This window comes from Pasteurella pantherarum (genome assembly GCF_049670885.1).
Lineage (GTDB): Bacteria > Pseudomonadota > Gammaproteobacteria > Enterobacterales > Pasteurellaceae > Pasteurella.
Genome location: NZ_CP187173.1, coordinates 930,521 through 954,033 on the forward strand (window position 1 = coordinate 930,521; position 23,513 = coordinate 954,033).

The following is a 23,513-nucleotide window of genomic DNA, read 5'->3' on the forward strand; positions in this document are numbered from 1 at the left end:
TGCCGAACTTGCTTCGGCATTTTTTATGGCGGTTTATTGACGAAAAACCTTCACATTCACAAAACCTTGCTCTTTTAAATACAAGGCTTGCAATTTACTCATGACACCACGTTCACAATATAACAAATAGGTCTTGCTTTGATCTAAACTGGCAAACTGTGAAGACAATTTATAAAACGGCATTAACTGCACATTCTCCATTTGCAACGGTGCTTCATCGGTTTCTTCAGGGCTGCGGATATCTAAAATCACCTCTTGTTCACTGAATACCGAGACCGTATCCACTTCCACCACTTCTTTTTCCGTTTGCTCGGCAATTTGACGAATATCTAAATATTGTGCATTTTGCACCGCACTGTCTAACACGGCAAAATTGAAATTGTCTTCTTCAGCTTCAATCTTTTGTTTAATGGCTTTCACCGTTGGATTTTTCGAAATCACCCCGCAAAATTCTGGCATGGATTTCGCAATATCATCCGTGCCAATCGCTTTTGCCATGGCAATAATTTGCTCTTTGTCATGGGTAATTAAGGGACGTAAAACCAAACAATCTGCCGCTTCATCGATCAACCGTAAATTGGTTAATGTTTGGCTAGACACTTGCCCTAACGCTTCCCCTGTTACAATGGCTTGAATGCCAAAACGTTCTGCCACACGGCTTGCTGCCCGCACCATCATGCGTTTTAACACCACGCCCATTTGCCCGTTATCGACGTTTTGTAGGATCTCGCCCACCACTTCTTCAAAATTAATTGCCACAAAACGGACTTTATGCGACTCACTGTAACGTTTCCAAATGTGGTATGCCATTTGTTTTACGCCAATTTCATGAGCAGCGCCCCCTAAATTAAAGAAACAATAATGCACACGAGAACCACGACGCACTAACATATAACTGGAAACGCCCGAATCAAAGCCACCCGAAATAAGAGATAGCACATCTTCTTGTGTTCCAATTGGATAACCACCAATGCCTGTATGACGGGCTTTAACCAACATCATTTTATCGTTTTCAATATCAATACGGACGGTGACATCAGGGCGAGTTAATTGCACTTTAGCACTGGCAATATGTTGGTTTAAGCCGCCCCCCACATAACGCTCGACATCTAATGAGTTAAAGTCATGCTTGCCTTTACGTCTGACTCGCACACAAAAGGTTTTGTTTTCTAGGCTTGTGCCGACATCTTGCAAGGTTTGCTCAAAAATATCGTGCATGGTGGTAAAAGGTTTTTCATCTACTTCTAAAAAGTGATGAATACCGGGAATACGTTGTAATAACGCAATTAAGTGCGGTCGATTTTCGTCAAGTTTTGAACGTACTTCAATGTAGTCCCAATGGCGAACCACGGCAACACTGTCATCGTATTTGTTTAAAATATTGCGAATGTTCCCAGTGAGAATTTTGACAAAACGTTTACGCACAGACTCGCTTTTAATCATAATTTCAGGGAAAAGTTTAATGATAAATTTCATAGTATTTTGATTTTATTTCATTGTGATTGGATTGAGGAAAAAAATTGAGCCATATTGTACACTATTTTTTAACATACACCGAAAAATAAAGTACAATACGCCACTTAATACTTTGTGAAATAAGGATGCGTTCATGGCAAGAAAAGCAACGAGCAAAACTGAGTTAGATTTTGAAACGACGTTACAACAATTAGAACAAATTGTAACACGTTTAGAAAGTGGAACCTTGCCACTGGAAGACGCCTTAAAAGAATTTGAGCAAGGCATTGCCCTTGCGACCTTAGGACAAGAACGCTTACAACAAGCCCAACAGCGTATTCAAATTTTGTTGCAAAAAAATGCACACGCTGACTTAACGGATTACCAAGCAGAAGAATAAATACGCATGTATCAATTTTCGCAAGACTTACAACAGCTACAAGAACGGATCAATACCTTTCTTGCACAGCAATTAGATTTCACCACTGCCCCTTCCCCGTTAATTGAGGCAATGCGTTACGGCGTGCTATTGGGCGGAAAACGTATTCGTCCTTTTTTAGTGTATGTCACGGGCAGAATGCTAGGGGCTGATTTCACCTCGCTAGATTATGCGGCGGCAGGATTAGAAGCCATTCATGCTTATTCCTTAATTCATGATGACCTTCCCGCAATGGATAACGATAGCCTACGTCGGGGACAACCTACCTGCCACATTGCCTTTGATGAAGCCACCGCAATTCTGGCGGGCGATGCCTTACAAGCCTTTGCCTTTGAAATGTTAACCCAAGCCCCTACCCTTTCCGCACAACAAAAACTGGCCTTAGTGAGCACCCTTGCAAAGGCATCTGGTGTGAAAGGAATGTGTTTAGGACAAAGCTTGGATTTGATTTCTGAACAAAAACAAATTAGTTTAACCCAATTAGAACACATTCATCGCAATAAAACAGGGGCATTATTAGCCGCTTCATTGGAATTAGGTTTTATTTGTTCACCTCACTTTGGCGATCACGCATTAGCACAAACCTTACAACGTTATGCCGATGCAGTGGGACTCGCTTTTCAAGTGCAAGACGATATTTTAGATATTGAAGGCGAAAGTGAGGTATTAGGAAAAACGGTAGGTTCCGATCTGCTTGCAGATAAAAGCACCTACCCGAAATTACTTGGTTTAGCAGGTGCAAAACAAAAAGCCCAAGCCTTGTATCAAGACGCCATCAGCATATTAGATGAACTTCCCTTTGATACTCAAGCCTTGCGTGCTCTTGCACAATTTGTGGTAAATAGAAAAAGTTAACCGCACATAAAAGTAAAAAAAGTGCGGTCTGTTTTTAAATTATTTTGGAATTGACTAACGGTTATGCAAAATTATCCTCTTTTATCTTTAATTAATTCACCTGATGACCTACGTTTGTTAAGCAAAGATCAGCTTTCACAAGTGTGTCAGGAATTACGAGCATATTTATTGGAGTCTGTTAGTCAAAGTAGCGGACATTTAGCTTCTGGTTTAGGCACTATTGAATTAACCGTTGCCTTACACTATGTGTTTAAAACCCCCTTCGATCAATTAATCTGGGATGTTGGGCATCAAGCCTATCCTCACAAAATCTTAACAGGTCGCCGCGATAAAATGTCCACCATTCGCCAAAAAAATGGGATTCACCCTTTCCCATGGCGTGAAGAAAGCGAATTTGATGTGCTCAGTGTGGGGCATTCTTCCACCTCAATCAGTGCAGGCTTAGGCATTGCCATTGCCGCACAAAAAGAAAATGCAGGTCGCAAAACAGTTTGTGTTATTGGCGATGGTGCGATTACGGCTGGCATGGCATTTGAAGCCATGAACCATGCTGGGGCATTACATACTGATATGCTGGTGATTTTAAATGATAATGAAATGTCCATTTCCGAAAATGTGGGGGCGTTAAACAACCACCTCGCTCGCTTGCTATCGGGTTCCCTTTACTCCTCTATCCGTGAAGGCGGCAAAAAAATCTTATCGGGTATGCCCCCAATTAAAGAATTTGTGAAAAAAACGGAAGAACACGTGAAAGGGTTTGTTTCCCCAGTCGGCACCATGTTTGAACAACTTGGATTTAATTATATTGGGCCTATTGATGGACATAATTTAGATGAGTTGATCAGCACCTTAAAAAACATGCGTTCTTTAAAAGGACCGCAATTCTTGCATATTATGACCAAAAAAGGCAAAGGCTATGCCCCTGCGGAAAAAGATCCTATTGGTTTCCATGGCGTACCTAAATTTGATCATCACAGTGGAGAATTGCCGAAAACGCAAGCTAATCCAACCTATTCACAAATTTTTGGTCAATGGCTCTGTGAAATGGCAGAACAGGATCCGAAATTAATTGGCATTACCCCTGCCATGCGTGAAGGCTCTGGCATGGTGGAATTTTCTAACCGCTTCCCTGAACAATATTTTGATGTCGCCATTGCTGAACAACATGCGGTAACCTTTGCGGCAGGTCTGGCAATTGGTGGCTATAAACCCGTGGTGGCGATTTATTCTACGTTTTTACAACGAGCTTATGATCAACTCATTCACGATGTCGCCATTCAGAATCTTCCTGTTTTGTTTGCCATTGATCGTGCAGGAATTGTCGGAGCAGACGGACAAACGCACCAGGGAGCCTTTGATATTAGCTTTATGCGTTGTATTCCCAACATGGTCATCATGACACCTAGTGATGAAAATGAATGCCGTCAAATGCTGTACACGGGTTATCAACTCAATCAACCTGCGGCAGTACGTTATCCTCGTGGTAATGCCATTGGAGTTGAGCTGACACCATTAGAAAAGTTAGCCGTGGGTAAATCCAAATTAATTCGTGAAGGGGAAAAAATTGCGATTTTAAATTTCGGCACCCTTCTGCCAAGTGCCAAAGCGGTAGCAGAAAAAATGAATGCCACCTTAGTGGATATGCGTTTTGTGAAGCCAATTGATCTTGAACGCATTCATGATGTGGCTAAAACCCATGATTTGATCGTCACACTGGAAGAAAACGCCATTCAAGGTGGGGCGGGCAGTGCAGTGGCAGAAGTTCTCCATGCCCAACAACATCCAGTGAAATTATTACAATTGGGCTTACCTGATCACTTTATTCCTCAAGGAACACAGCAAGAAATTTGGGCTGACCTAAATTTAGACGAACATGGCATTGCACAACAGATTAAAAATTTTTTATAAAAAATTAAATTTGGGGCTGAACTATTTAAAAAATAGCCAGTCTTAATTAATGCTAGTGCACTGCAAATGCAGTCGTCTTTTAACTTTCTTATATTAAGACCTCCCGCTATCCCTTCTTGGTGTAGCGGTTTTTTCTTTTCTGGGCTTGTAATTTTTCGATCTCTTGACGTGTTTTTTCTGTCATGGGGGCAAGGGTGGGAACGAAAATTTCATCTTCTACGGGATGGTTCATTAAATGCAGATACATTTCATGCACAATGCGAGCCTCAACTTGATGGGCATTGTCAAAAAAGTTTTGCAGACGATAAATTTCCGTCACTAACCCTAAACCATCGGCTTTTGCTCGCATTTGGCGGATTTCCTCCGTATTTCCCCCCACATTACTGACCACAATAAAAACATCCTGCTCGGGGTATTGACGGCAAAAATCAAAGGCTTGAGCCAATAATTGCTGTGCTTTTTCTTTGGCTTGCAAAAAGCGTTCAAAAGTCCAATGGTACACACCGTCTTCCATAAGAAAATGATCGTTTTCAATATGAAAAATCTTGCCATGTGGAGAACCTTGCGTAAATTCTGCCATTTTGCTTAACGCAAAGGTACTTTTGCCCGATCCCGAATGCCCTCTTACAATCAGTAATTTTTGCACAGCGTTTTCCTTCTTTTACCCTAAAAAAATTTTAAAAATAAACCGCACTTTCATGTGCTATCTTAGCTTAAAAGTGCGGTTCAATTTAAAAAAGTTTTCGCTCGTTAAAATTAAGACCAAATATCCTTATCCACACCTCGTTTTAATAACTCAGGGTGATCTTCAATTTTAAACACGGGCTCTTTGCTCCCCGCTTGAAGTTGCTTACGGTAATCTTTCAAAATGGTCCAAACAATTGGCGAAAGCAATACAATGGCAACAAGGTTGATCATTGCCATAATCGCCATTACTGTATCAGCAAAATTCCAGACGATGTTGGCATGATTGACCGCACCAAAGTAAACAAAGAAAAGCACCACACAACGGAACGCCAACACGAAAAGAGGTTTGTTACGAATAAAACGAATATTGCTTTCTGCATAGGCGTAATTGCCAATAATGGAAGAATACGCAAATAAGAACAAAATAAAGGCTAAGAAATGTAAACCAAAATCCCCAACATGGTATTGCAACGCAATTTGAGTTAAGGAAATGCCTTTTAAACTTTCACCGCCATAGTTATTGGATAATAAAATGATCACCGCTGTGCAAGTACACACCACCACCGTATCCACAAATACGCCTAACATTTGAATTAAGCCTTGGCTTGCAGGGTGTTTCACATCGGCGGTTGCGGCGGAGTTCGGGGCAGATCCCATACCCGCTTCATTGGAAAATAACCCACGTTTCACCCCCATGAGCATGGCTTTGGAGAAAATTGCCCCAAATAATCCGCCTGCCATGGCACTGAAATCAAAAGCACTGGCGATGATACGAGAAATAATGCTTGGAATACTGTGGATATTCATCCCCAATATAATGATTGCAATGATTAAATAAAAGAGTGCCATCATAGGGACGAGTGTGGCACTGACCACCCCAATGCGTTTTATTCCACCAAAAATAATAAAAGCCGTAAAAATCACTAAAGCGAGCCCCACATATTCAGGGTTCCAACGCCATGCATTGCGTGTTGCTTCCACAATAGAGTTCGCCTGCACTGCATTAAAAGCAAAGCCGAATGTAAAAATAAGTGTTAATGCAAAACAGACGCCCAACCACGGTGCTTTTAATCCTTTGGCAATGTAATATGCGGGTCCACCACGATATAATCCACAAGGTTCTTTGACTTTAAATAACTGTGCGAGAGTGGATTCTGCAAATGCACTGCTCATGCCAATTAATGCGGTAACCCACATCCAAAAAACGGCACCTTCACCACCAATCGCAATGGCTGTCGCAACACCACCAATATTTCCCACCCCAACACGGCTGGCTAAACCCGTTGTAAAGGCTTGAAAAGGGGTTAATGAATTCCCTTCTGCTGTACGTCCTGACCACATTTCACGTAAGCTACGAGGCAATAAACGCACTTGGACAAAACCTGTTGTGATGGTGAAAAATAAACCTACCCCTAATAAGGTGATCACCGTAATATCCCAAAGTGGGCCATCCACTTTAGCAACAAACCAAGATAACGCTTGTTCAACGTAACTGACGAACGTACTCAATAAATTCATTTATCCTCCTGCTCTATGGGTAAATTAATAAAAGCCGTTATTGTAATGATTTTCTCAAAAAAATATATCAAAAATGTATATTTCATCTAAAAAAGAACAACTAATTTAAATTTTTTACAAAAAAATAAGGGTGTTTTTAGACACCCTTATTTTGTTTTGAATGATTTAGAACCCTTCTTTCAAACTTACGGTTAAATTGAACACTAAATGTTCTGCTCTGCTATCTTTACTGTCTGCACAGTAATAGCCTTCACGTTCAAATTGGTACGCTTTTTCTGGTTGGGCGTTGGCGAGACTTTTTTCCACCACACCGTGTTTTACCACTAACGAGTGTGGATTAATCACCGCATTAATATCTTCTGCCGCACCTGGATTTGGCACCGTAAATAAACGATCATATTGACGGAATTCCGCATTCAAATAATCCTCTGCAGACACCCACTGAATCACGCCTTTCACTTTACGTCCATCGGCTGGATTTTTGCCCAAGGTTTCAGGATCGTAACTGCAATACAGGGTGATAATATTGCCTGCTTCATCTTTTTCCACACGTTCTGCTTTAATCACATAAGCATTGCGTAAACGTACTTCTTTGCCTAACACTAAACGCTTGTACTGTTTATTGGCTTCTTCACGGAAATCCGCTTGATCGATATAAATTTCACGGGTGAATGGCAATTGACGCACGCCCAATTCTGGACGATTTGGGTGATTTGGTGCGGTTAAGATTTCTTTGTCCGCAAAATTTTCAATGACAATTTTTAATGGATTGATCACCGCCATTGCACGTGGGGCATTTTCATTTAAGTCCTCACGAATACAGGCTTCTAAGGCACTGTATTCCACAGTGTTATCTTGTTTTGTCACACCAATACGACGACAAAATTCACGTAATGCTGCTGGTGTATAACCACGACGACGTAAGCCAGAAATGGTTGGCATACGCGGATCGTTCCAACCATCTACAATGCCTTCATTCACTAAATACAATAACTTACGTTTTGAGGTCAGGGTACCTTCTAAATTCAAACGAGAAAATTCATACTGATGTGGCAATGGACGTTCAATAGAAATATTTTCTAATACCCAGTCATACAAACGGCGGTTATCTTGGAACTCAAGGGTACAAATAGAATGGGTAATTCGCTCAATAGCATCGGAAATACAATGGGTAAAATCGTACATCGGATAAATACACCATTTATCGCCTGTTTGGTGGTGAGTGGCAAATTTAATGCGATAAATGACAGGGTCACGCATGACCATAAACGGTGACGCCATATCAATTTTGGCACGAAGACTGGCTTTGCCTTCTGCAATTTCACCGTTTTTCATTTTCTCAAACAATGCTAAATTTTCTTCTACGCTACGATCACGATAAGGGCTGTTTTTGCCAGGTTCTGTCAAGGTGCCACGATATTCACGCATTTCTTCAGGCGACAATTCACACACATAAGCCAAGCCTTTTTTAATTAATTCAATGGCATAGCCATATAACTGATCAAAATAATCTGACGCATAACGTGGTTCGCCTTCCCATTTGAAGCCTAACCATTCCACATCTTGTTTAATGGAATCCACATATTCCACATCTTCTTTTACTGGGTTGGTATCGTCGAAACGCAAATTACATAGCCCATGGTAGTCTTGTGCCAAACCAAAATTTAGACAGATGGATTTTGCATGACCAATGTGCAAATACCCATTAGGTTCTGGGGGAAAACGGGTATGGATAGATTGATGTTTGCCTGAAGCAAGATCCTCATCAATAATTTGACGAATAAAATTAGTTGGACGTTTTTCTGTATTTTCCGTTGTTTCGCTCGTTTCAATAGGGCTATTCATTATGACCTCAAGTTTTAATGGAATATTTTATGATGAAAAATGCTGTTTATTTTACTCTGTTTAGCGTCAGAATACAAAACTGCACGTCCTTTTCTTTGTATTTTGTTCTTTTCATTTTTTCGTTTAATGGTAAAATGAACGAACGTTCATTCATTTTTGTTTTGAGGCGAGTGTGTCTTTTCTTTTATTTGGCAATTCATCCGCAAACTTATGACAAAAACCGCCATATTTTGATCATGCTTTCTCCTCAACCACGAAAAAGATAATCAGCCATTCGTCGCTCAAAAATGCCAAAAAATACGATATTCACCCGTGCAAAATTGTGGAAAAATAGACCGCACTTTTACCTATAAAGGATACAAAGAATGTTAAAACTGAATAAAATGACACTGCTTGTGCTATCAACCCTTGTTGTTGGTTGTGCCAATATTGATGATTCTTATCAAGCCACCAAACAAGATTTCCAGCAATATGAAGCATTAACGCAACAGTATCATGTCAAAGAAAATTGGTGGTCATTGTATCAAGATCCACAGCTTAACCAGCTGGTTGAACAAGCCCTAGAAAATAATAAAAACCTTCAAAAGGCTGCCATTGCGGTCAATAAGGCACTTTATCACGCCAATCTTTTGGGTGCCAATTTGGTCCCGAGTTTCTCTGCAAAAACAGGGGTTGGTTCAAGTGCAGCCAAAAATATTGAAACGGGTGGTCATTCTAAGATTTCACATTTTGCCTCACTTGAACTCAGTTATACCCTCGATTTATGGCGTCGCCTAACCGACAGTGCATCTGCGGCAGAATGGAATTATAAAGCCACACAACAAGATCTCGCCGCAGCCCGTCTTTCTTTAATTAATGCCGTTGTGTCAACCTATTATCAAATTGCGTATTTAAACGGCGTGATTGCAACCAGTGAAGAAAGCGTGAAATATTACAGCCAAATTAGCCATATTATGCAAAATCGCTTTAAATTAGGCGTGGCGGATAGTGTGAGCATTAACCAAGCACAACAAGCGGTGTTGAATGCACAAAATAGCTTAATTAATTATCAGATACAGCGTAAAATGGCAGAACAAACCTTACGTAACTTCTTGAATTTAAAACCTCAAGATCCGCTTCAACTGACTTACCCTGACATTTTGAACGTCAAAACAGTGGGCGTAAATTTAAATGTTCCCGTTTCCACCATTGCCAACCGCCCCGATATCAAAAGTACACAATTCCGTTTAAATGCGGCATTTAAAGATGCAAAAGCCATGCAAAAAAGCTGGTTTCCAAGTATTACCCTTGGGGCAAGTTTATCTTCTAGCGGAAATTTAATCCGCAATGCATTAGAAAATCCTATTGCCGCAGGCACAATTGGCATTAATTTACCGTTCTTAAATTGGCACACCGTCAGATGGAATGTAAAAATTTCTGAAGCCAATTACGAAACAGCTAAATTGAGTTTTGAGCAAAGTATCACCACCGCATTAAATGAAATTGATACCTATTATTACAGTTATCAACAAGCCAAAGCACATTTTGAGAATATGCAAAAAACCTACAATAACAACAAGCGTATTACCCAATATTATAAAAATCGCTATGATGTGGGGGTGGCACAATTACGCGATTGGCTGAATGCCTCCAATGCCGAAAAAATGGCACAAATGGGCATTTTAAATGCCAAATATCAGCTGATTCAGCGTGAAAATGCTGTGTATAGTGCCATGGCGGGTTATTATTCCCCTACCGATAAATAAGAAAAGACAATTAAGCTTGTCTTTTATCGTGCTAAAAAAACCTCTAGACTTTAGCCTAGAGGTTTTTTCTTACTGCAATTCTGGGAATAGCATATTAATCACATGCTGTGTCAAGCGACGAGATTCACCGGCATAAGGGAAAATATGCATCATCATCATCGGATTAAAATTCGCCTCAATCACGCCCCAAGAAGCTAAGCTAGGTTCAGCAGGTTTTTTCAAGTCTGGAATAATGAGATCCACCCCACACACCGCCGCCCCCATGGCTTTGGCAATCCCCACCGCCAAGTGTTTATAGCTTTCGTGCATTTCATCTGTCATATCAATGGAGTCGCCCCCTGTGCTGATATTTGAATTCGCACGCAACTGAACAAGCTGATCTTTAGCAGGTACAGAATCCACCGTTAAGCCTTGCTCTTTAAGCTGTAACTGCTCAATTTCCCCTAAAGCAATTTTTTTCAAAGGGGTACGGCTACCATCCCCCCGTAATGGATGATCATTTTTCATCGCCACCAATTCGGCAACAGAATGCACCCCGTCGCCCTTCACATTCGCAGGAACACGCAATAACACGGCAAGGGTTTCATCCCCTAACACAAAGAAACGGTATTCGGTTCCCACTAAATAGTCTTCGACCATCACTTCTTTGTCTTCACGGAAGGCAATTTCCACCGCTTTGGCAAAATCTTCAGGGTGTTGTACGCCTTGCTGGAAAATGGTGATCCCTAACCCATAGTTTGTGGATTTTGGTTTAATCACCACCGCACGGTTTTTAAACAAGCCATAACTCGCCACGGCTTTTTCAAAGGATGTAAACTCCACACTTTGTGGAACATTGAAGCCTGCATGTTGTAGCACCTTTTTCGTCACCACTTTATTTTCCATAATCAATGGCGAAATATAGCTGTCATGGGACGTCATATTGCCATTTTTGACATATTCAATATGATCACCATGTTTTAAACATAAGAATTGATCATTTTCATCAAGAATTTCGGTATGAATCCCTTTTTGAATCAAATCAAATAATAACGCTTGCGTGGAAAGCTCCATATTCTCAAAAGCAGATAAAGCATAAACACGTTCAAAGGCTTTTGCCTTATATTCTCTTGCTAATTTTGCCCCAAGTTGTTGATAATCCCCCGCTTCTGCAATGGCGGTAAAAAGACGCCCACCAACGGTTTTACTTGGTTCGATAAATTGCCCTAATTTCTCTTTTACAATCTTAATCCATTCATCACCCGCCCCAATTTGCTCAAGCATGGAAAGCATTTCAAGTAAAACCAGTTCACCTTCTACGGCATAAGCGGTACTATCCAATGGGTGTTCAAAGGCCACTTCCGCTAACCTTGCTTTACCTAATTCAACATCCTCTTGAGAGGCAGTTTGATCGATCCAAATCATCAATAACACAAACGCATGAATAAATTTTGCATCATTTAAACTGATACCATAAATTTCAAAAGGATTTAAATCAAACAAACGGAATTCAAGATACTGAATCCCATTCGTTAAGAATTCACGGGCTTTTTTCGCACCACGTAAACGCACATTAGAATAAAATTCTTTTTCTGCAATCAATTTGCCAGTGGCGACCCAATGCTCTAGGGTTTCCACGTATTCTTCCACGCTATCAAAAGACACTTTGATTTCAGGATCATTCACATAACCATATTGACTTGAGCGTAAACTACGGACAAATTGCCCTTCTGCAAGAGGAGACCCGTCTTTAAAATAAGCCGATTCCACCGTTGGCGTCGCTGCCAGTAAATACAACAAAATCCATTGATAACGCAAAAAGTTTTTCGCCATTTTCAAATACAAAACATTTTGAAAATCGACCGCACTTTTATACTCATTTTGTAAAGCAAATAAACGTTGAATCAATTCAGGCGAAAGCTGAAAGTTATAATGAATACCGCTCACCATTTGTTTATTTTTCCCATAGGCTTTCACCAAATGTTCACGATATGCCACATCTTCAGGATTCTCTAATTGTGCGACTTTAATTTGATCTTCTGCCGGCAGCCCTGCTGGCATACTTAATGGGAAAATATATTCATCTTCAGGGAGTGAACGTTGAACAACTTCATGAATGGCTGACAACCAACGATACGTCCCCTCAAGGGTTTTATTCGGTGGCGTGATTAATTCTAACTGGCTCTCAGCAAAATCTGTTTGAATGTAAGGGTGATAGCTCCGATTGCCAAAAACACTCGGATGTGGCGTTGTCACAATACGCCCATCGGCATAAACACGCTGACTTTCTTTTTCTAAACCGAATGAACCTTGTTGGAACAACAAGCCAAGTTGATGATCTTTGATAAGTTTTTGAATTTTCATTGACTTTCCTTGAATCAAAATAGGGATTCTCCTAGCTTATTAAAATGAATGAGATGAAAGCAACGTAACTTTTTAAAAGAACCGCTCTGCTCTTTCATGAAAAATTAGACGCACCTTGCTACAAAATCTTACTTTGTAACCCGATCGATCTCACGCCTTTGTCAAAGTACAATACCCCACAATTACCGTAATATGGTCGTGATTACACTCAATAATCAAAACATCTTGTTGTACCATATTTTGCAAGTCGAAAAAAACAAAAAATTCATGTCGGCTTTTTTAGCACAAGCAATATCGTACAACATATTTCAACTCTACAATAAACTACACGAGCAATTAAACCAAGATCAAAAAGGCTTTTCTCCCCTCTTTTCTTCTTTTCCGAAAAAATGATAGTATTGACGAATTGTTAACAACCTTTATTTAACGATATAGACACATGGATTGGTTACTTTTTATTTTCTTAAGTCTTCCGATTATTGCCACTTTCTTGCCACTGTTGCCGTTTAATCATTGGATGGTGCGGATTTTTGACTTTCCTCGTTTACAGATCGCCTTATTAAATATCATTTGCTTGTGTGTCGGGTGGTTTGTACAACCTCAACCCCAATATGCTTTTATAACGATCCAAATCCTGAATGTCCTCTGCTTTAGCTATCAAACATGGCAAATTCTCGGTTATACCCGTTTAGCTCGCCCACAAGTTTTACAATATTATGGTGAAGCAAATGAACGTAGCATTTCCTTATTAACCACGAATGTACTCACGCCCAACCGTCAAGTAGACAAACTTTTAGCCTTAATCGAAAAATGGCAACCCGATGTGGTGCTAACCTTAGAAACCGATTTATGGTGGGAAAAACAGCTAGCAAGTTTAGAAAAAACTTATCCTTATACCGTTAAAATTCCCCTAGATAATCTCTACGGCATGCATTTATACAGCCGTTTACCCCTAAGAAACACCGAAATTCGCCATTGGGTGCAAGAAGATATCCCCTCCATTTACACCGAAATCTGCTTGCCTTCGGGCGAATGGATTCATCTATATTGCCTACACCCAATGCCACCGACACCAACGGAAAGTGCCACCTCCACTCAGCGTGATGCCGAATTATTATTAGTCGGACAAGAAATCAGTGAAAGCGATCGCTCCGTTTTAGTGTTTGGTGATCTCAATGATGTCGCATGGTCAAGCACCTCCCGACTCTTCCAAAAAACCAGTGGATTACTGGATCCACGGGTGGGACGAGGCTTATACAGCACCTTCCACGCCAGCTATCCTTTTTTTCGCTGGCCACTAGACCACATTTACCACAGTAACGATTTTATGGTACGTGATATCCGTGTGCTACCCCATATAGGTTCCGATCATTTCCCAGTTTACGGCAGTTTCCAATATCACCCTGCTGTCGAAATTGCCCAACCTGAACCCGATGTAGACGCAGCTGATCACGAATTAGCACAAGAAAAAATTGATGAAGCCGACCCCGAAAAAAAAGTCATTGCGGAGAAATATTAGTTATCAGAAAAAGGAAAGAAACAAAGAATGGCATTCAGAAATTTAGCGAATAAAAAGCAGAAAATGGATATTTTTTCTGCTGTTAAAAAAATTTTTTGTTTTTTAAAAACATTCTTTCCAATCCTCTCCTTGATTACCACTCTCTTCGGATTTGTTTTTATTGCCGTATATTTACATCATATTGGACGAATGGAGGATTTTAATCGACTTTTATCCTCGCCCTCTGCTGTTATCGCCATTCTTTTTTTCTTTTTAATAATTTCTGTCTATATATTCGTACCTTTTGCTGTAATGGCTCATTTTTCAAGCCAGTACCACATCGCAATTAAAGATAAAACTGTCCTTTTTATCTACGCCATCAATAACCCATTATTTATCTTAATTTTTACCATCATCTTTTTCTCTGCCTCATTTAATGTGTATGATCAAGATACAAAAATACTTTATTTTATTCTTGTCGCATGCACTATTATTTTCTTCTTAATCAGTATCTGTATTTTCTTAACAAAAGAATACCAAGAAAATAAACATAAATTACATCCACTTATTCTCATTGGGTTTTCATTCTTCAGTCTTATTAGCTTTATTGTACCACTCGTGATCTTTCTTCAAATATCAAAAAAAGATAGCGATTTTTTATTCATTTTATTCATCTATCTCTGTTTATTATTCATTCATAATTCTGCTCTATTTTCAGAAAACAAACCTAAAACAAAACACCCTTATCTTATCTCTTTTCTTATCTTCTTTATTTTTATTATATTCTTTCCCTTTATTAATGGTTCGTTTGGTTTACAACGAGCAATTCTTAAAGTAGGTGGTATGGCACAATATCCCTCACAAGAAAGTCTTTATTTTATAAAAAGTCATAATAAGGATTATATAAACTATATTAGGCAACATAATATTTTTCAGGTGGAAAAAAAGTCTCAAGATGAAATCTATATTTCGGGTTATCTCATATTAAATCTTGGTGATGTGAGAATCCTCTGCTCGGCTTCAGCTGAAACAGACAATCAAAGTCAAAATAAATATCTCGATCCGCAAAAATGTTTAACCTTTCATGCACAAGATTTAATGCTGATGGGAACACATGAAAAAGCAACAACCCCAAATTCACCATGATAAACACAATAAAAAGGGCGACTAATTTGTCGCCCTTGATGTTTCTCCTCGCCACATCCCATAAAAAGTGCGGTCATTTCTAAAAAAGTTTTAATTCTCTGGGCTATTAACTTGTTCTTCTGAAGGCCATGCATTCACAACAGCTTTCACTAATGTTGCCAATGGAATCGCAAAAAATACGCCCCAAAAACCCCATAAGCCACCAAAGATCAGCACAGCGATAATTATCACGAGTGGATGTAAATTCACGGCCTCTGAAAAGAGAAAAGGCACCAATAAATTGCCATCTAAAATCTGGCTAATCACATATGCGGCTAAAATAGACCAAAACGTAGGGGTGACACCAAACTGTGCCACCGCCACCAATGCCACAGGAATGGTCACCAACACCGCCCCAATATAAGGCACCAACACCGATAATCCCACTGCCACCGCTAACAACAACGCATAATTTAAGCCAAAGAATAAGAAAATCGCATAGGTGACGGCGGTCACAATAATGATTTCAAATAACTTTCCTCGAATATAATTCTCAATTTGTAATTGCATCTCTTTCCACACATTGGAAGCAAGCGTGCGGTTGCGAGGTAAAAAACGGCTTACCCCTGCCATTAACTCGGTTTTATCTTTTAATAAAAAGAACACCATTAACGGCACTAAAAAAACATAAATGCCCAATGTGACCAAGCTGAGTAAAGAAGTTAAAGAAAATTTAAGTGCAGATTCACCAAAGCCCAGAATTTTGGATCTGACGGCATTTAGCAATGAATCAATGGTTTGATAATCCACCAGCTCTGGATAATGATCAGGCAAAGAAAGCAACCATTCATTTAACTTATTCAGCATTTGAGGCAAATCAGTGACTAAATTCAGGGTTTGCGTCCATAATGTCGGGATGAACACTAACACAATCACAAGAATCAACCCTAAAAATCCACCAAAAATAATGGCGGTGGACAACAATCTAGGCAATTTTAATTTTTCATTTAAGAAGCGGATTGGCCATTCAAGCAAATACGCAAAGACAATAGCAATTAAAAGTGGGGCAATTAAATGGCTAAAAAAATAAATTGCGACAAAACCAAACAACAAAATCGCCAATAATCCCATGGCTTGCGGATCGCTGAAACGGTTTTTATACCAACTTTTTAGCATTTCGATCATAATACATCCTTAAGTTAAGCATTTGCGGGGATTATAAGGTAAAATCCAGTAAGATCATATCATTAAGCGAGGATATTATGTCTGTTATTATTTATCATAACCCACGTTGTTCAAAAAGCCGCGAAACCTTAAGTTTATTAGAACAACAGCAATGCCATATTCAAATCGAACTTTATTTAGACCAGCAATTTTCTGCCCAACACTTACAAGAAATTGCACAAAAATTAGGGATAAAAAGCCTAAGAGAAATGATGCGTACCAAAGATGAACTTTATCGTAATTTAGGCTTAGATAAGCCCGAAGTGAGTGAAAAACAACTGCTAGAGGCATTGATGAACCATTCAAGTTTGTTAGAACGCCCAATTGTGATTTCTGGAGAAAAAGCAAAAATTGGTCGTCCACCCGAATCGGTACTTGAGATTCTGTAATTTCGTTTTATAATGACGCCCGTTTGCTAAAAACAAATGGGCAATTTTTATCACAACCTATTAGGAAAATTTATGACTAAAAAAGCAAAACAACCACAAAATTCGCAACCTTATCAGCACCGCCGTGGCGTCATTCAAGAGAATGCCATCTGTGCATTGCTACATGATCCTTTATTTCGCCAACGCATTGAGAAAAAACGTAAGGGCAAAGGGAGCTACCAACGCAAAGCGAAACACGCAGGGAAATTTTTTGAAAAGCCCGATTATAAAATTTTTGATTTAAAAGATTTTATAATCGGGTTTTTCTTAACCAGATATAACAATGCAACTCATTTAAACTCAGCGAGGTAAATTTATGACTGTGCAAACGGAAGTATTATTTAGTAATAATTGGAATGTCAGAATCAGTGATCCGGGTGAAGAAGGGGCTCATAGCCACTTTTTTGAAACCATCTACATCACCTTAGAGGCCCATATCGACGGGCAAAATATACGTTATGAATTTACAAGAAAAGTGGAAGATCAAGTCAAAATTAACCGCACTTTTACCGACTTAACTGAACTTTTCAAATTCCTTGGTGATTATCTCGATCCCGTAAGCATGGGCTTTTTAGGCATTAAAATCGGCAACTTAGGCGTACAAGCCTAACTTCTCCCCTCCCCAAAAAACGATGCCCCTTGCGATTCAGAATCACAAGGGGCATCGTTTAAACAGACCTTTTTACCTTCCGTTGACCTTCCGAGGTGCATTTCATCAAATGAAGCCGAATTGAGAGGCTATGATGATATGGGTGGTTGGTTGGGCAAAAGTGCGGTGGTTTTTGAAAAAAATTAAGCCATGTGGATTGTGAGAATGAACGGTGTGTTTAAGATGTGTACAAAAAATGAATATAAAAAATACTATAATCCTTTTTTTATCCGTATATAATGCAATCAATAGGCAATGGTCTATTTTCTGCTAGTTATGTTTATTTGAGGAAAACTTATGAAAAAATTCACATCAATTTACTTAGCCATTATCGTTGGTTGCACGTTCGTCGGTTGTGATAATAAGAAGAGTGCAGTCGCTGCGACCTCTCCTGACACAACGCCAGCACAAGCTGCAACGGTTCTAGATGCCAATGCCCAGTTTAAAAAAGATTATATGGCGATTCTTGAATGGAACAACGTACAAAGTGTTAAAATTCGAGAGCAGGTCAATATCATGCAAAAAAGATTGGCGGAACAAAAAGATCCGGCGAAAAAAATGACGCCAGAGGAAGTTATCACGCTGGTGAATAATTTAAAAACCACTGTCGACCAAGCCATGAATGAGTTAGATCGTCTCCATATTCAAGATCCTGAAATAAAAGTCCTTGCGATGAAAATAGTGGAGAGTAATCATCTGGCTCAAGAAGGTTTTAATGCCTCACTGACCGTCGCCACTAAATCATATGAAGAAGGTTTGAAATATCAAGAAACATTTAAACACAAAATGCAAGCTTTACAAAAACTCAATATTGAATTGAATGAGCTGAATAAAAAGGCAGCTGAAAAATATAGAAGCTTATTACGTAAGTAAATGTTCGTCTTCATAAAAATAGCCAAACGGGTGTTTGGCTATTTTTTTAGGTGGTTAGAATCTGAAATTCATCCCCACATTCAGGTTGATACCACTTTGAGGGATATAGGATAAAAAGGACGTGTGATTATACACTTTGGTATTGAGCAGATTATTCACATTCGCAAATAACGTATACTCATTATTGCCCATTTGACCATCGTAGCTCATGCCAAGATTCAACATGGTATGCCCTTTGGTTGGCGTTTCTAGCCGTGCCACTTTGTTTTGTGTAAAGACTCGATAAAGCTGCGTATTCAAGCTAATACCATTTTCAAAATGAGCATTCCATTTCATGCCTAAACGCATGGCTGGCATGCGAGGGGCATTGCCATCAGGTTGTTTTTGCCAGCCAGTTGGTTTGACGCCAATCACATCATCTCTTTCATTATAGACTTGTTCATATCCAATCGGGAGGTAGGCAAGATCTTTTAATTTACCTCGGACATAATCACCAAAAACGGACACATCATATGTTGAGGAAATTTGATAACTTGCTTCAGCTTCAAACCCATAAATCGTGGCTTTCGATTGATTGTAACGATATAAACGTAATGGATAATCATCAGTTAATGAACGAGAACAACGCCCATTTTTTTTCCAAGCACAGCTCTTATCATTCAAAATGCTTGCGTAAATATAGTTAGAAAACTGTTGGTAATAGCCGCTTAATTTAATCCCAAGTTTTTCTCCTGTATAGCCCCAACCTAACTCAATGTTATTCGAGCGTTCCTTTTTCAGATTTTTATTTCCCACCTCAAAAGAATTGGTTGCCAAATGTTTGCCGTGAGCATAGAGCTCTTGTGCATTAGGTAAACGCTCTTGATGAGAGAAAGTCATATTAAACTGATGCTGTTCATTGAGTTGATAATTAGCAGATAACGCATAGGAATAGGCTTTTTCTTTATGCGGTCGAGTGAGCTCTTCAGGCGGTTGCTCACTTTTTGGCACCTCAAAATGATACTTCATTGCAATTCGTTGACGTTCAACACGTCCGCCAATATCAAATTGCCATTTGCCTGCTTCCACACGCTCCATCAAAAACAGACTTTGTTGATCCGTTGTGTGGTCAGTCAGAAGGTTTTGTTTGCGATATTCAAGCGTATGGTTATCTAACGCATAGCTATCTTGGTATGCATGGCTCAAGCCAATTAATCCACTGAATCCAGCAATCGGCTGATGAACAAACTCAAGACGTGCTGAATACCCTTTATTTTTAAAGGCATTATCCGAAATTGCCCCTGATTTTTCATCGTGGCGATAATCCACTTTCGCAATCATCATACGGATTTTATCTAATCCTTTGACTGGATTTTTCCATTCACCACGTAAATCCCAACGTTGGGTCTTTAAGGCAATATGAGGATCCGCATGTCCGTGGTGATCATGGTTATCTTGTCCATTTCCATGATGTGCATGCCCGTGATCACACAAATGCCCATGGCTGTGCCACTCTTTTTTAATACAGTCAATGCCGGGGTTATTATAATCAATGTCGGTTTCTTCCATTAAAAATGGATAATGCACTAAATACGGTTTACGCCAATGTGCATCAGATAATAACACGTGCATATAATATTCATCATACAGATGTGAATGGGCAGGTAAGCCATATTTATCTTTACGTTGGCTGTAAGCCACCCCTAAATAACCTTGATCACCCACCCAAGAAAGTCCAATACTGCCACTTCGGTTATCCACAAAACTATTATCTAATTTACGATGCGTATGACCTTGATGTTGGTAAGACGGTGTTCTATAGTCATCGGCTTTTTTATACAAGCCTTCAAGATGTGCCACGACAGATTTGGATAATCCCACATCAAGTGAAACATTCACTAAACGTTCCTTATCTGCACTGCCTGTTCTAACACCCACTTCCCCTTCAACACCAACCACTTCTGCGGTCGGAATTTTATTATCAATCACATTCACGACACCAGCCGCATTACCTGAACTATACAATAAGGTATTTGCACCACGTAAAATTTCAATTTTTTTAGCTAATAGGCTATCCACGGTAACGGCATGATCGGGCGACATAGCAGACATATCCAAAGTTTCATTACCACTACTGAGGATTTTAATCCGCTTACCTTCTTGCCCTCGGATCACTGGTGCCGATGCACCACCACCGAATTGACTTGCGTGAATACCCAGCTCGCCAGATAAAGCATCACCAAGATTACTTGCCCGTTGTTTAAGATTGTGCGAGGAAATGACTTTTTCACTCGTCATTAAACGACCACCCAACAAACCCGCTTTATGTTCGGTTGATGTGCTGACAAAAATAGGATCAAGTTCGACATGCTCACCTTGCTGTTTTAAATGGCTTTGAGCAATCGCCATTTGAGTATAAAGTGCGGAAATCACACACCATGATAGATACGAAATTTTTCTCATAAAAAATATAAACTTAAAAAAGTTAATAAACACGCGTATTCCGAAAAACACACAGCCAAGCCCAAACATATTCAGCCTTTTGGGGACTAGAGTTAGATATCGTGCAGCATACACGTTATGGGGGCATCCTAATGACGACTCGTCCGCCTCTTGATAAGGCAATATGCGACACCCAACACTGACTCACTAAAGCTATGCCGTGCTTTTAAATTGAGCGATAAATTATTGTCTATATATATCTCAATGACAAGCTTTTTTTTCTACGAAAATTATCATAGTGATATCTACTCTTTTTTAGTGATAGAAAGGATGATAGTTTTTTAACGGAAGAACCCTTATACAGCCTAAAGATATAACGCTTTCGTGATGGCGTTTTAACTGAAAATGAGAAATGAAAAAGCACTCGTAAGAACACGACTAGCAGAATAAGAACGGTCATTTTTAGCCAACTTTTTAAAACATAAAAAATAAGATTACGCTTTATTGCTCTCTTGCAATTTAAAAAGAACGACACAAAAAATCTAACATTGGTAGTAATAGAAAACGATAACTCAGAGTCGTGTGCAAGCTTTGTCCTTGTTAATATGATCAACACGGGCGACAATTTCCCCTGTAAAAAGAAAGGCTTTTTCATCGTTCACCTTAATTTTGCCAAATAAAGAGACAAAATTCCCATTTACCTTCTGCATCCCTTCAATGCTTAACCCGCTAGCACTCGTCTGTAACGAGTGCTTCAATCAAACCATACGCCAGTGAACACAACAGAATATCAATTGCTCACATCATATCCACGATACAAAAACGGTCAATTCCTCAAAGCAAAACTCTTTCAAAATTGACCGCACTTTTGCCGATATCCCTCAATAAGTCAGAAAACAGCTATTCCCGCTTTGGTGACCAAGGTTTAGCATCGGGTTTGCTGTGTTTTTTCCGCCATTCCACACAAAGTGGTTTATTCCATTCCAATTCATTTTCACAGTAAGGCCCTTCTTCTAAATACCAGCCTTTTCTCTCTAAACAAAGGTTGACTTCTGGATAATTGGATTCCCCATCAAAAGGATCCATCCCACAAGCCCGCATTTCTTTACCTCTATGAACAATCTTTTTATAGAACTCTGTATCGGGATCTGGATCTTTAATGTGCGGATAATCTGGTGCCCGCCATTTAAAATAGCGGGCTGGGGGTTGAAAACTCGCAACATCAATACATTGTGTTAATGACATTGCCGCAAAAAAAATAATCCAATATTTACTTTTCATGCTCTCTCCTTTGTGTCTCGTTGTTTAGCTCAAAAATTGTTGTTTCTGGTTGCATAATTCTATTATCTTGATTCATTCTATAACCATCAGATTCACATTGTTTTTGTCCTAAACCATAGCAGTTATGTGATGATAATGAACTATTACTCACAATATCCTTCAATAAAGTGTATTTATTTTTCTTTAACGTATTTAGGTTTATCGTATAAGGATTATTCCCAATAACAAGCGAACTCCCCACGGTATCATGCTGACTATTCTCAATCAAAATCGCCCCCGCTAGCGCTCGTCTCTGACGAGTGCTTTAATCAAACCACACACCAGTGAATACAAACAAAATATCAATTACTCACATCATATCCACGATACAAAAACGGTCAATTTCTCAAAGCAAAACTTTTTCAAAATTGACCGCACTTTATTTTTGTGCTGTGTGATATTTTGCGGCTTGAAAGCCTAGACACTCCACAAATTACACTAATGTGTAAAAGAGTGTTATTAGAACCATATCCAATTTGTTATTTTTTCTTATAAATACTCGTACAATATTTAAACCCCTCCATGACGACCTTTCCTAATTCTTCATCAGATATATCTATTGGATATTCAAATTCAACCCACTTTCCTTTTTCATCTTTTATAGCCGTATAACCATTAAGACAGTCTTGATGGTTAGGCTCTATCATAATTTTACCATTCATAATACTCACAGATAAAAAATCCATATTTTTATAAATTTCTTTTCTATTCTTATATGAAAACTCTTCTTTTATTTTTGTTTCTAACGACTTTAAAAATGTACCATCGCTATCTAATGACATGACTGCTCTAAGTTCATCAAAATCAATTTTTCTACTTTTTGATAAATTTTCCCTGATGTGTTTTCCCAAAGCAGAATAAGTTATATTGGGTGATAGCAGATTAATATCTTGCTTAGGATCTAATACACTAAGTACGCCTTCTAAAAAATAATTAACTAAAATAAATTTTTCTGTTTTTTTTATTAAAACACTATATTCACTCATCTTAATTCACCTTTTTAACAATAATATTAACACCTTGTAATCTAGCATAATCAATCGATTTATTGATTACTTCCATTTGTTTCTTAGTCGTTAAGTAAGGTATTGCCATATACATCTCCTTACTTTTTATCTTTACATTAGTTAATTTAAATGTTCCTTTATCATCTCCTGTAAAATTTATCATGTCACCGTAT

22 protein-coding genes are annotated in these 23,513 nt (G+C 39.1%); 10 read left to right on the forward strand and 12 right to left on the reverse strand.

Translation table 11 applies throughout. From position 1 onward, the window contains the following. Nucleotides 1-33 precede the first annotated feature (33 nt). Nucleotides 34-1,476 carry a tRNA uracil 4-sulfurtransferase ThiI gene (gene thiI, locus ACPEEM_RS04385; protein WP_424403461.1) on the reverse strand — a complete coding sequence of 481 codons (1,443 nt, stop codon included), beginning with the start codon at nt 1,474-1,476 and terminating at the stop codon, nt 34-36. 133 nt (nt 1,477-1,609) lie between these two features. On the opposite strand from thiI, the gene xseB reads away from it, so the two are divergent. From xseB to dxs, 3 genes are all read left to right on the forward strand, one after another. Then, nucleotides 1,610-1,855, forward strand: a complete 246-nt coding sequence (xseB, locus tag ACPEEM_RS04390) for an exodeoxyribonuclease VII small subunit (RefSeq protein WP_424405899.1) — start codon at nt 1,610-1,612, stop codon at nt 1,853-1,855. Between the two features lie 6 nt (nt 1,856-1,861). Then, nucleotides 1,862-2,749, forward strand: coding sequence for a (2E,6E)-farnesyl diphosphate synthase (gene ispA, locus ACPEEM_RS04395; RefSeq protein ID WP_424407911.1), 888 nt, complete (start codon nt 1,862-1,864; stop codon nt 2,747-2,749). A 63-nt stretch (nt 2,750-2,812) separates the two neighbouring features. After that, on the forward strand, nt 2,813-4,657 hold the full coding sequence (gene dxs / locus ACPEEM_RS04400; RefSeq protein WP_424405901.1) for a 1-deoxy-D-xylulose-5-phosphate synthase: 1,845 nt from the start codon (nt 2,813-2,815) through the stop codon (nt 4,655-4,657). Between the two features lie 106 nt (nt 4,658-4,763). On the opposite strand, the gene ACPEEM_RS04405 is transcribed toward dxs, so the two are convergent. From ACPEEM_RS04405 to glnS, 3 genes are all read right to left on the reverse strand, one after another. Continuing rightward, nucleotides 4,764-5,303: a hypothetical protein gene (locus ACPEEM_RS04405; protein ID WP_424407913.1), complete on the reverse strand. Its 540-nt coding sequence runs from the start codon at nt 5,301-5,303 to the stop codon at nt 4,764-4,766. Between the two features lie 110 nt (nt 5,304-5,413). Further along, the gene (locus ACPEEM_RS04410) at nt 5,414-6,862 is read right to left on the reverse strand and encodes an alanine/glycine:cation symporter family protein (protein WP_424403471.1); all 1,449 of its coding nucleotides are present in this window, start codon (nt 6,860-6,862) and stop codon (nt 5,414-5,416) included. Between the two features lie 165 nt (nt 6,863-7,027). Next, the gene (glnS, locus tag ACPEEM_RS04415) at nt 7,028-8,707 is read right to left on the reverse strand and encodes a glutamine--tRNA ligase (RefSeq protein WP_424403473.1); all 1,680 of its coding nucleotides are present in this window, start codon (nt 8,705-8,707) and stop codon (nt 7,028-7,030) included. Nucleotides 8,708-9,072: 365 nt separating this feature from the next. On the opposite strand from glnS, the gene tdeA reads away from it, so the two are divergent. Next, nucleotides 9,073-10,452, forward strand: a complete 1,380-nt coding sequence (gene tdeA, locus ACPEEM_RS04420) for a toxin/drug exporter TdeA (protein ID WP_424407915.1) — start codon at nt 9,073-9,075, stop codon at nt 10,450-10,452. 69 nt (nt 10,453-10,521) lie between these two features. On the opposite strand, the gene gshAB is transcribed toward tdeA, so the two are convergent. Next, nucleotides 10,522-12,795, reverse strand: a complete 2,274-nt coding sequence (gene gshAB / locus ACPEEM_RS04425; protein ID WP_424407917.1) for a bifunctional glutamate--cysteine ligase GshA/glutathione synthetase GshB — start codon at nt 12,793-12,795, stop codon at nt 10,522-10,524. Between the two features lie 439 nt (nt 12,796-13,234). On the opposite strand from gshAB, the gene ACPEEM_RS04430 reads away from it, so the two are divergent. Then, a complete protein-coding gene (locus ACPEEM_RS04430; RefSeq protein ID WP_424403479.1) occupies nt 13,235-14,314 on the forward strand; it encodes an endonuclease/exonuclease/phosphatase family protein in 1,080 nt (359 codons plus the stop codon). Between the two features lie 27 nt (nt 14,315-14,341). After that, nucleotides 14,342-15,439 carry a hypothetical protein gene (locus ACPEEM_RS04435; protein WP_424405905.1) on the forward strand — a complete coding sequence of 366 codons (1,098 nt, stop codon included), beginning with the start codon at nt 14,342-14,344 and terminating at the stop codon, nt 15,437-15,439. Between the two features lie 90 nt (nt 15,440-15,529). On the opposite strand, the gene ACPEEM_RS04440 is transcribed toward ACPEEM_RS04435, so the two are convergent. Further along, nucleotides 15,530-16,603, reverse strand: coding sequence for an AI-2E family transporter (locus tag ACPEEM_RS04440; protein WP_424403483.1), 1,074 nt, complete (start codon nt 16,601-16,603; stop codon nt 15,530-15,532). A gap of 77 nt (nt 16,604-16,680) precedes the next feature. Here ACPEEM_RS04440 and arsC point away from each other — a divergent pair, with 77 nt between their 5' ends. The 4 genes from arsC to ACPEEM_RS04460 all read left to right on the forward strand — a co-directional run bounded on the left by arsC (nt 16,681) and on the right by ACPEEM_RS04460 (nt 18,592). Continuing rightward, nucleotides 16,681-17,031, forward strand: a complete 351-nt coding sequence (gene arsC, locus ACPEEM_RS04445; RefSeq protein ID WP_424405907.1) for an arsenate reductase (glutaredoxin) — start codon at nt 16,681-16,683, stop codon at nt 17,029-17,031. Between the two features lie 72 nt (nt 17,032-17,103). Then, on the forward strand, nt 17,104-17,382 hold the full coding sequence (locus ACPEEM_RS04450; RefSeq protein ID WP_424403487.1) for an alternative ribosome-rescue factor A: 279 nt from the start codon (nt 17,104-17,106) through the stop codon (nt 17,380-17,382). A gap of 4 nt (nt 17,383-17,386) precedes the next feature. Further along, the gene (locus ACPEEM_RS04455) at nt 17,387-17,680 is read left to right on the forward strand and encodes a DUF5377 domain-containing protein (protein WP_424403489.1); all 294 of its coding nucleotides are present in this window, start codon (nt 17,387-17,389) and stop codon (nt 17,678-17,680) included. 336 nt (nt 17,681-18,016) lie between these two features. Beyond that, nucleotides 18,017-18,592 carry a hypothetical protein gene (locus ACPEEM_RS04460; protein WP_424403491.1) on the forward strand — a complete coding sequence of 192 codons (576 nt, stop codon included), beginning with the start codon at nt 18,017-18,019 and terminating at the stop codon, nt 18,590-18,592. Between the two features lie 54 nt (nt 18,593-18,646). Here the strand turns inward: ACPEEM_RS04460 and ACPEEM_RS04465 are convergent, their stop codons facing one another. The 6 genes from ACPEEM_RS04465 to ACPEEM_RS04490 all read right to left on the reverse strand — a co-directional run bounded on the left by ACPEEM_RS04465 (nt 18,647) and on the right by ACPEEM_RS04490 (nt 23,503). After that, entirely contained in the window at nt 18,647-21,034 is a 2,388-nt protein-coding gene (locus ACPEEM_RS04465; protein ID WP_424405909.1) for a TonB-dependent receptor, read from the reverse strand. A gap of 551 nt (nt 21,035-21,585) precedes the next feature. Further along, a complete protein-coding gene (locus ACPEEM_RS04470; protein ID WP_424403497.1) occupies nt 21,586-21,723 on the reverse strand; it encodes a hypothetical protein in 138 nt (45 codons plus the stop codon). A gap of 190 nt (nt 21,724-21,913) precedes the next feature. Further along, nucleotides 21,914-22,294 (reverse strand): hypothetical protein, encoded by a 381-nt coding sequence (locus ACPEEM_RS04475; protein WP_424407919.1) that lies wholly within the window; start codon nt 22,292-22,294, stop codon nt 21,914-21,916. Then, on the reverse strand, nt 22,284-22,562 hold the full coding sequence (locus tag ACPEEM_RS04480; protein WP_424407724.1) for a hypothetical protein: 279 nt from the start codon (nt 22,560-22,562) through the stop codon (nt 22,284-22,286). Before ACPEEM_RS04480 ends, ACPEEM_RS04475 begins: the two co-directional genes overlap by 11 nt. A 250-nt stretch (nt 22,563-22,812) precedes the next feature. Beyond that, nucleotides 22,813-23,319, reverse strand: coding sequence for a contact-dependent growth inhibition system immunity protein (locus ACPEEM_RS04485; protein ID WP_424407921.1), 507 nt, complete (start codon nt 23,317-23,319; stop codon nt 22,813-22,815). Between the two features lies 1 nt (nt 23,320). Continuing rightward, nucleotides 23,321-23,503 (reverse strand): hypothetical protein, encoded by a 183-nt coding sequence (locus ACPEEM_RS04490; protein WP_424407923.1) that lies wholly within the window; start codon nt 23,501-23,503, stop codon nt 23,321-23,323. Nucleotides 23,504-23,513: the final 10 nt, after the last annotated feature.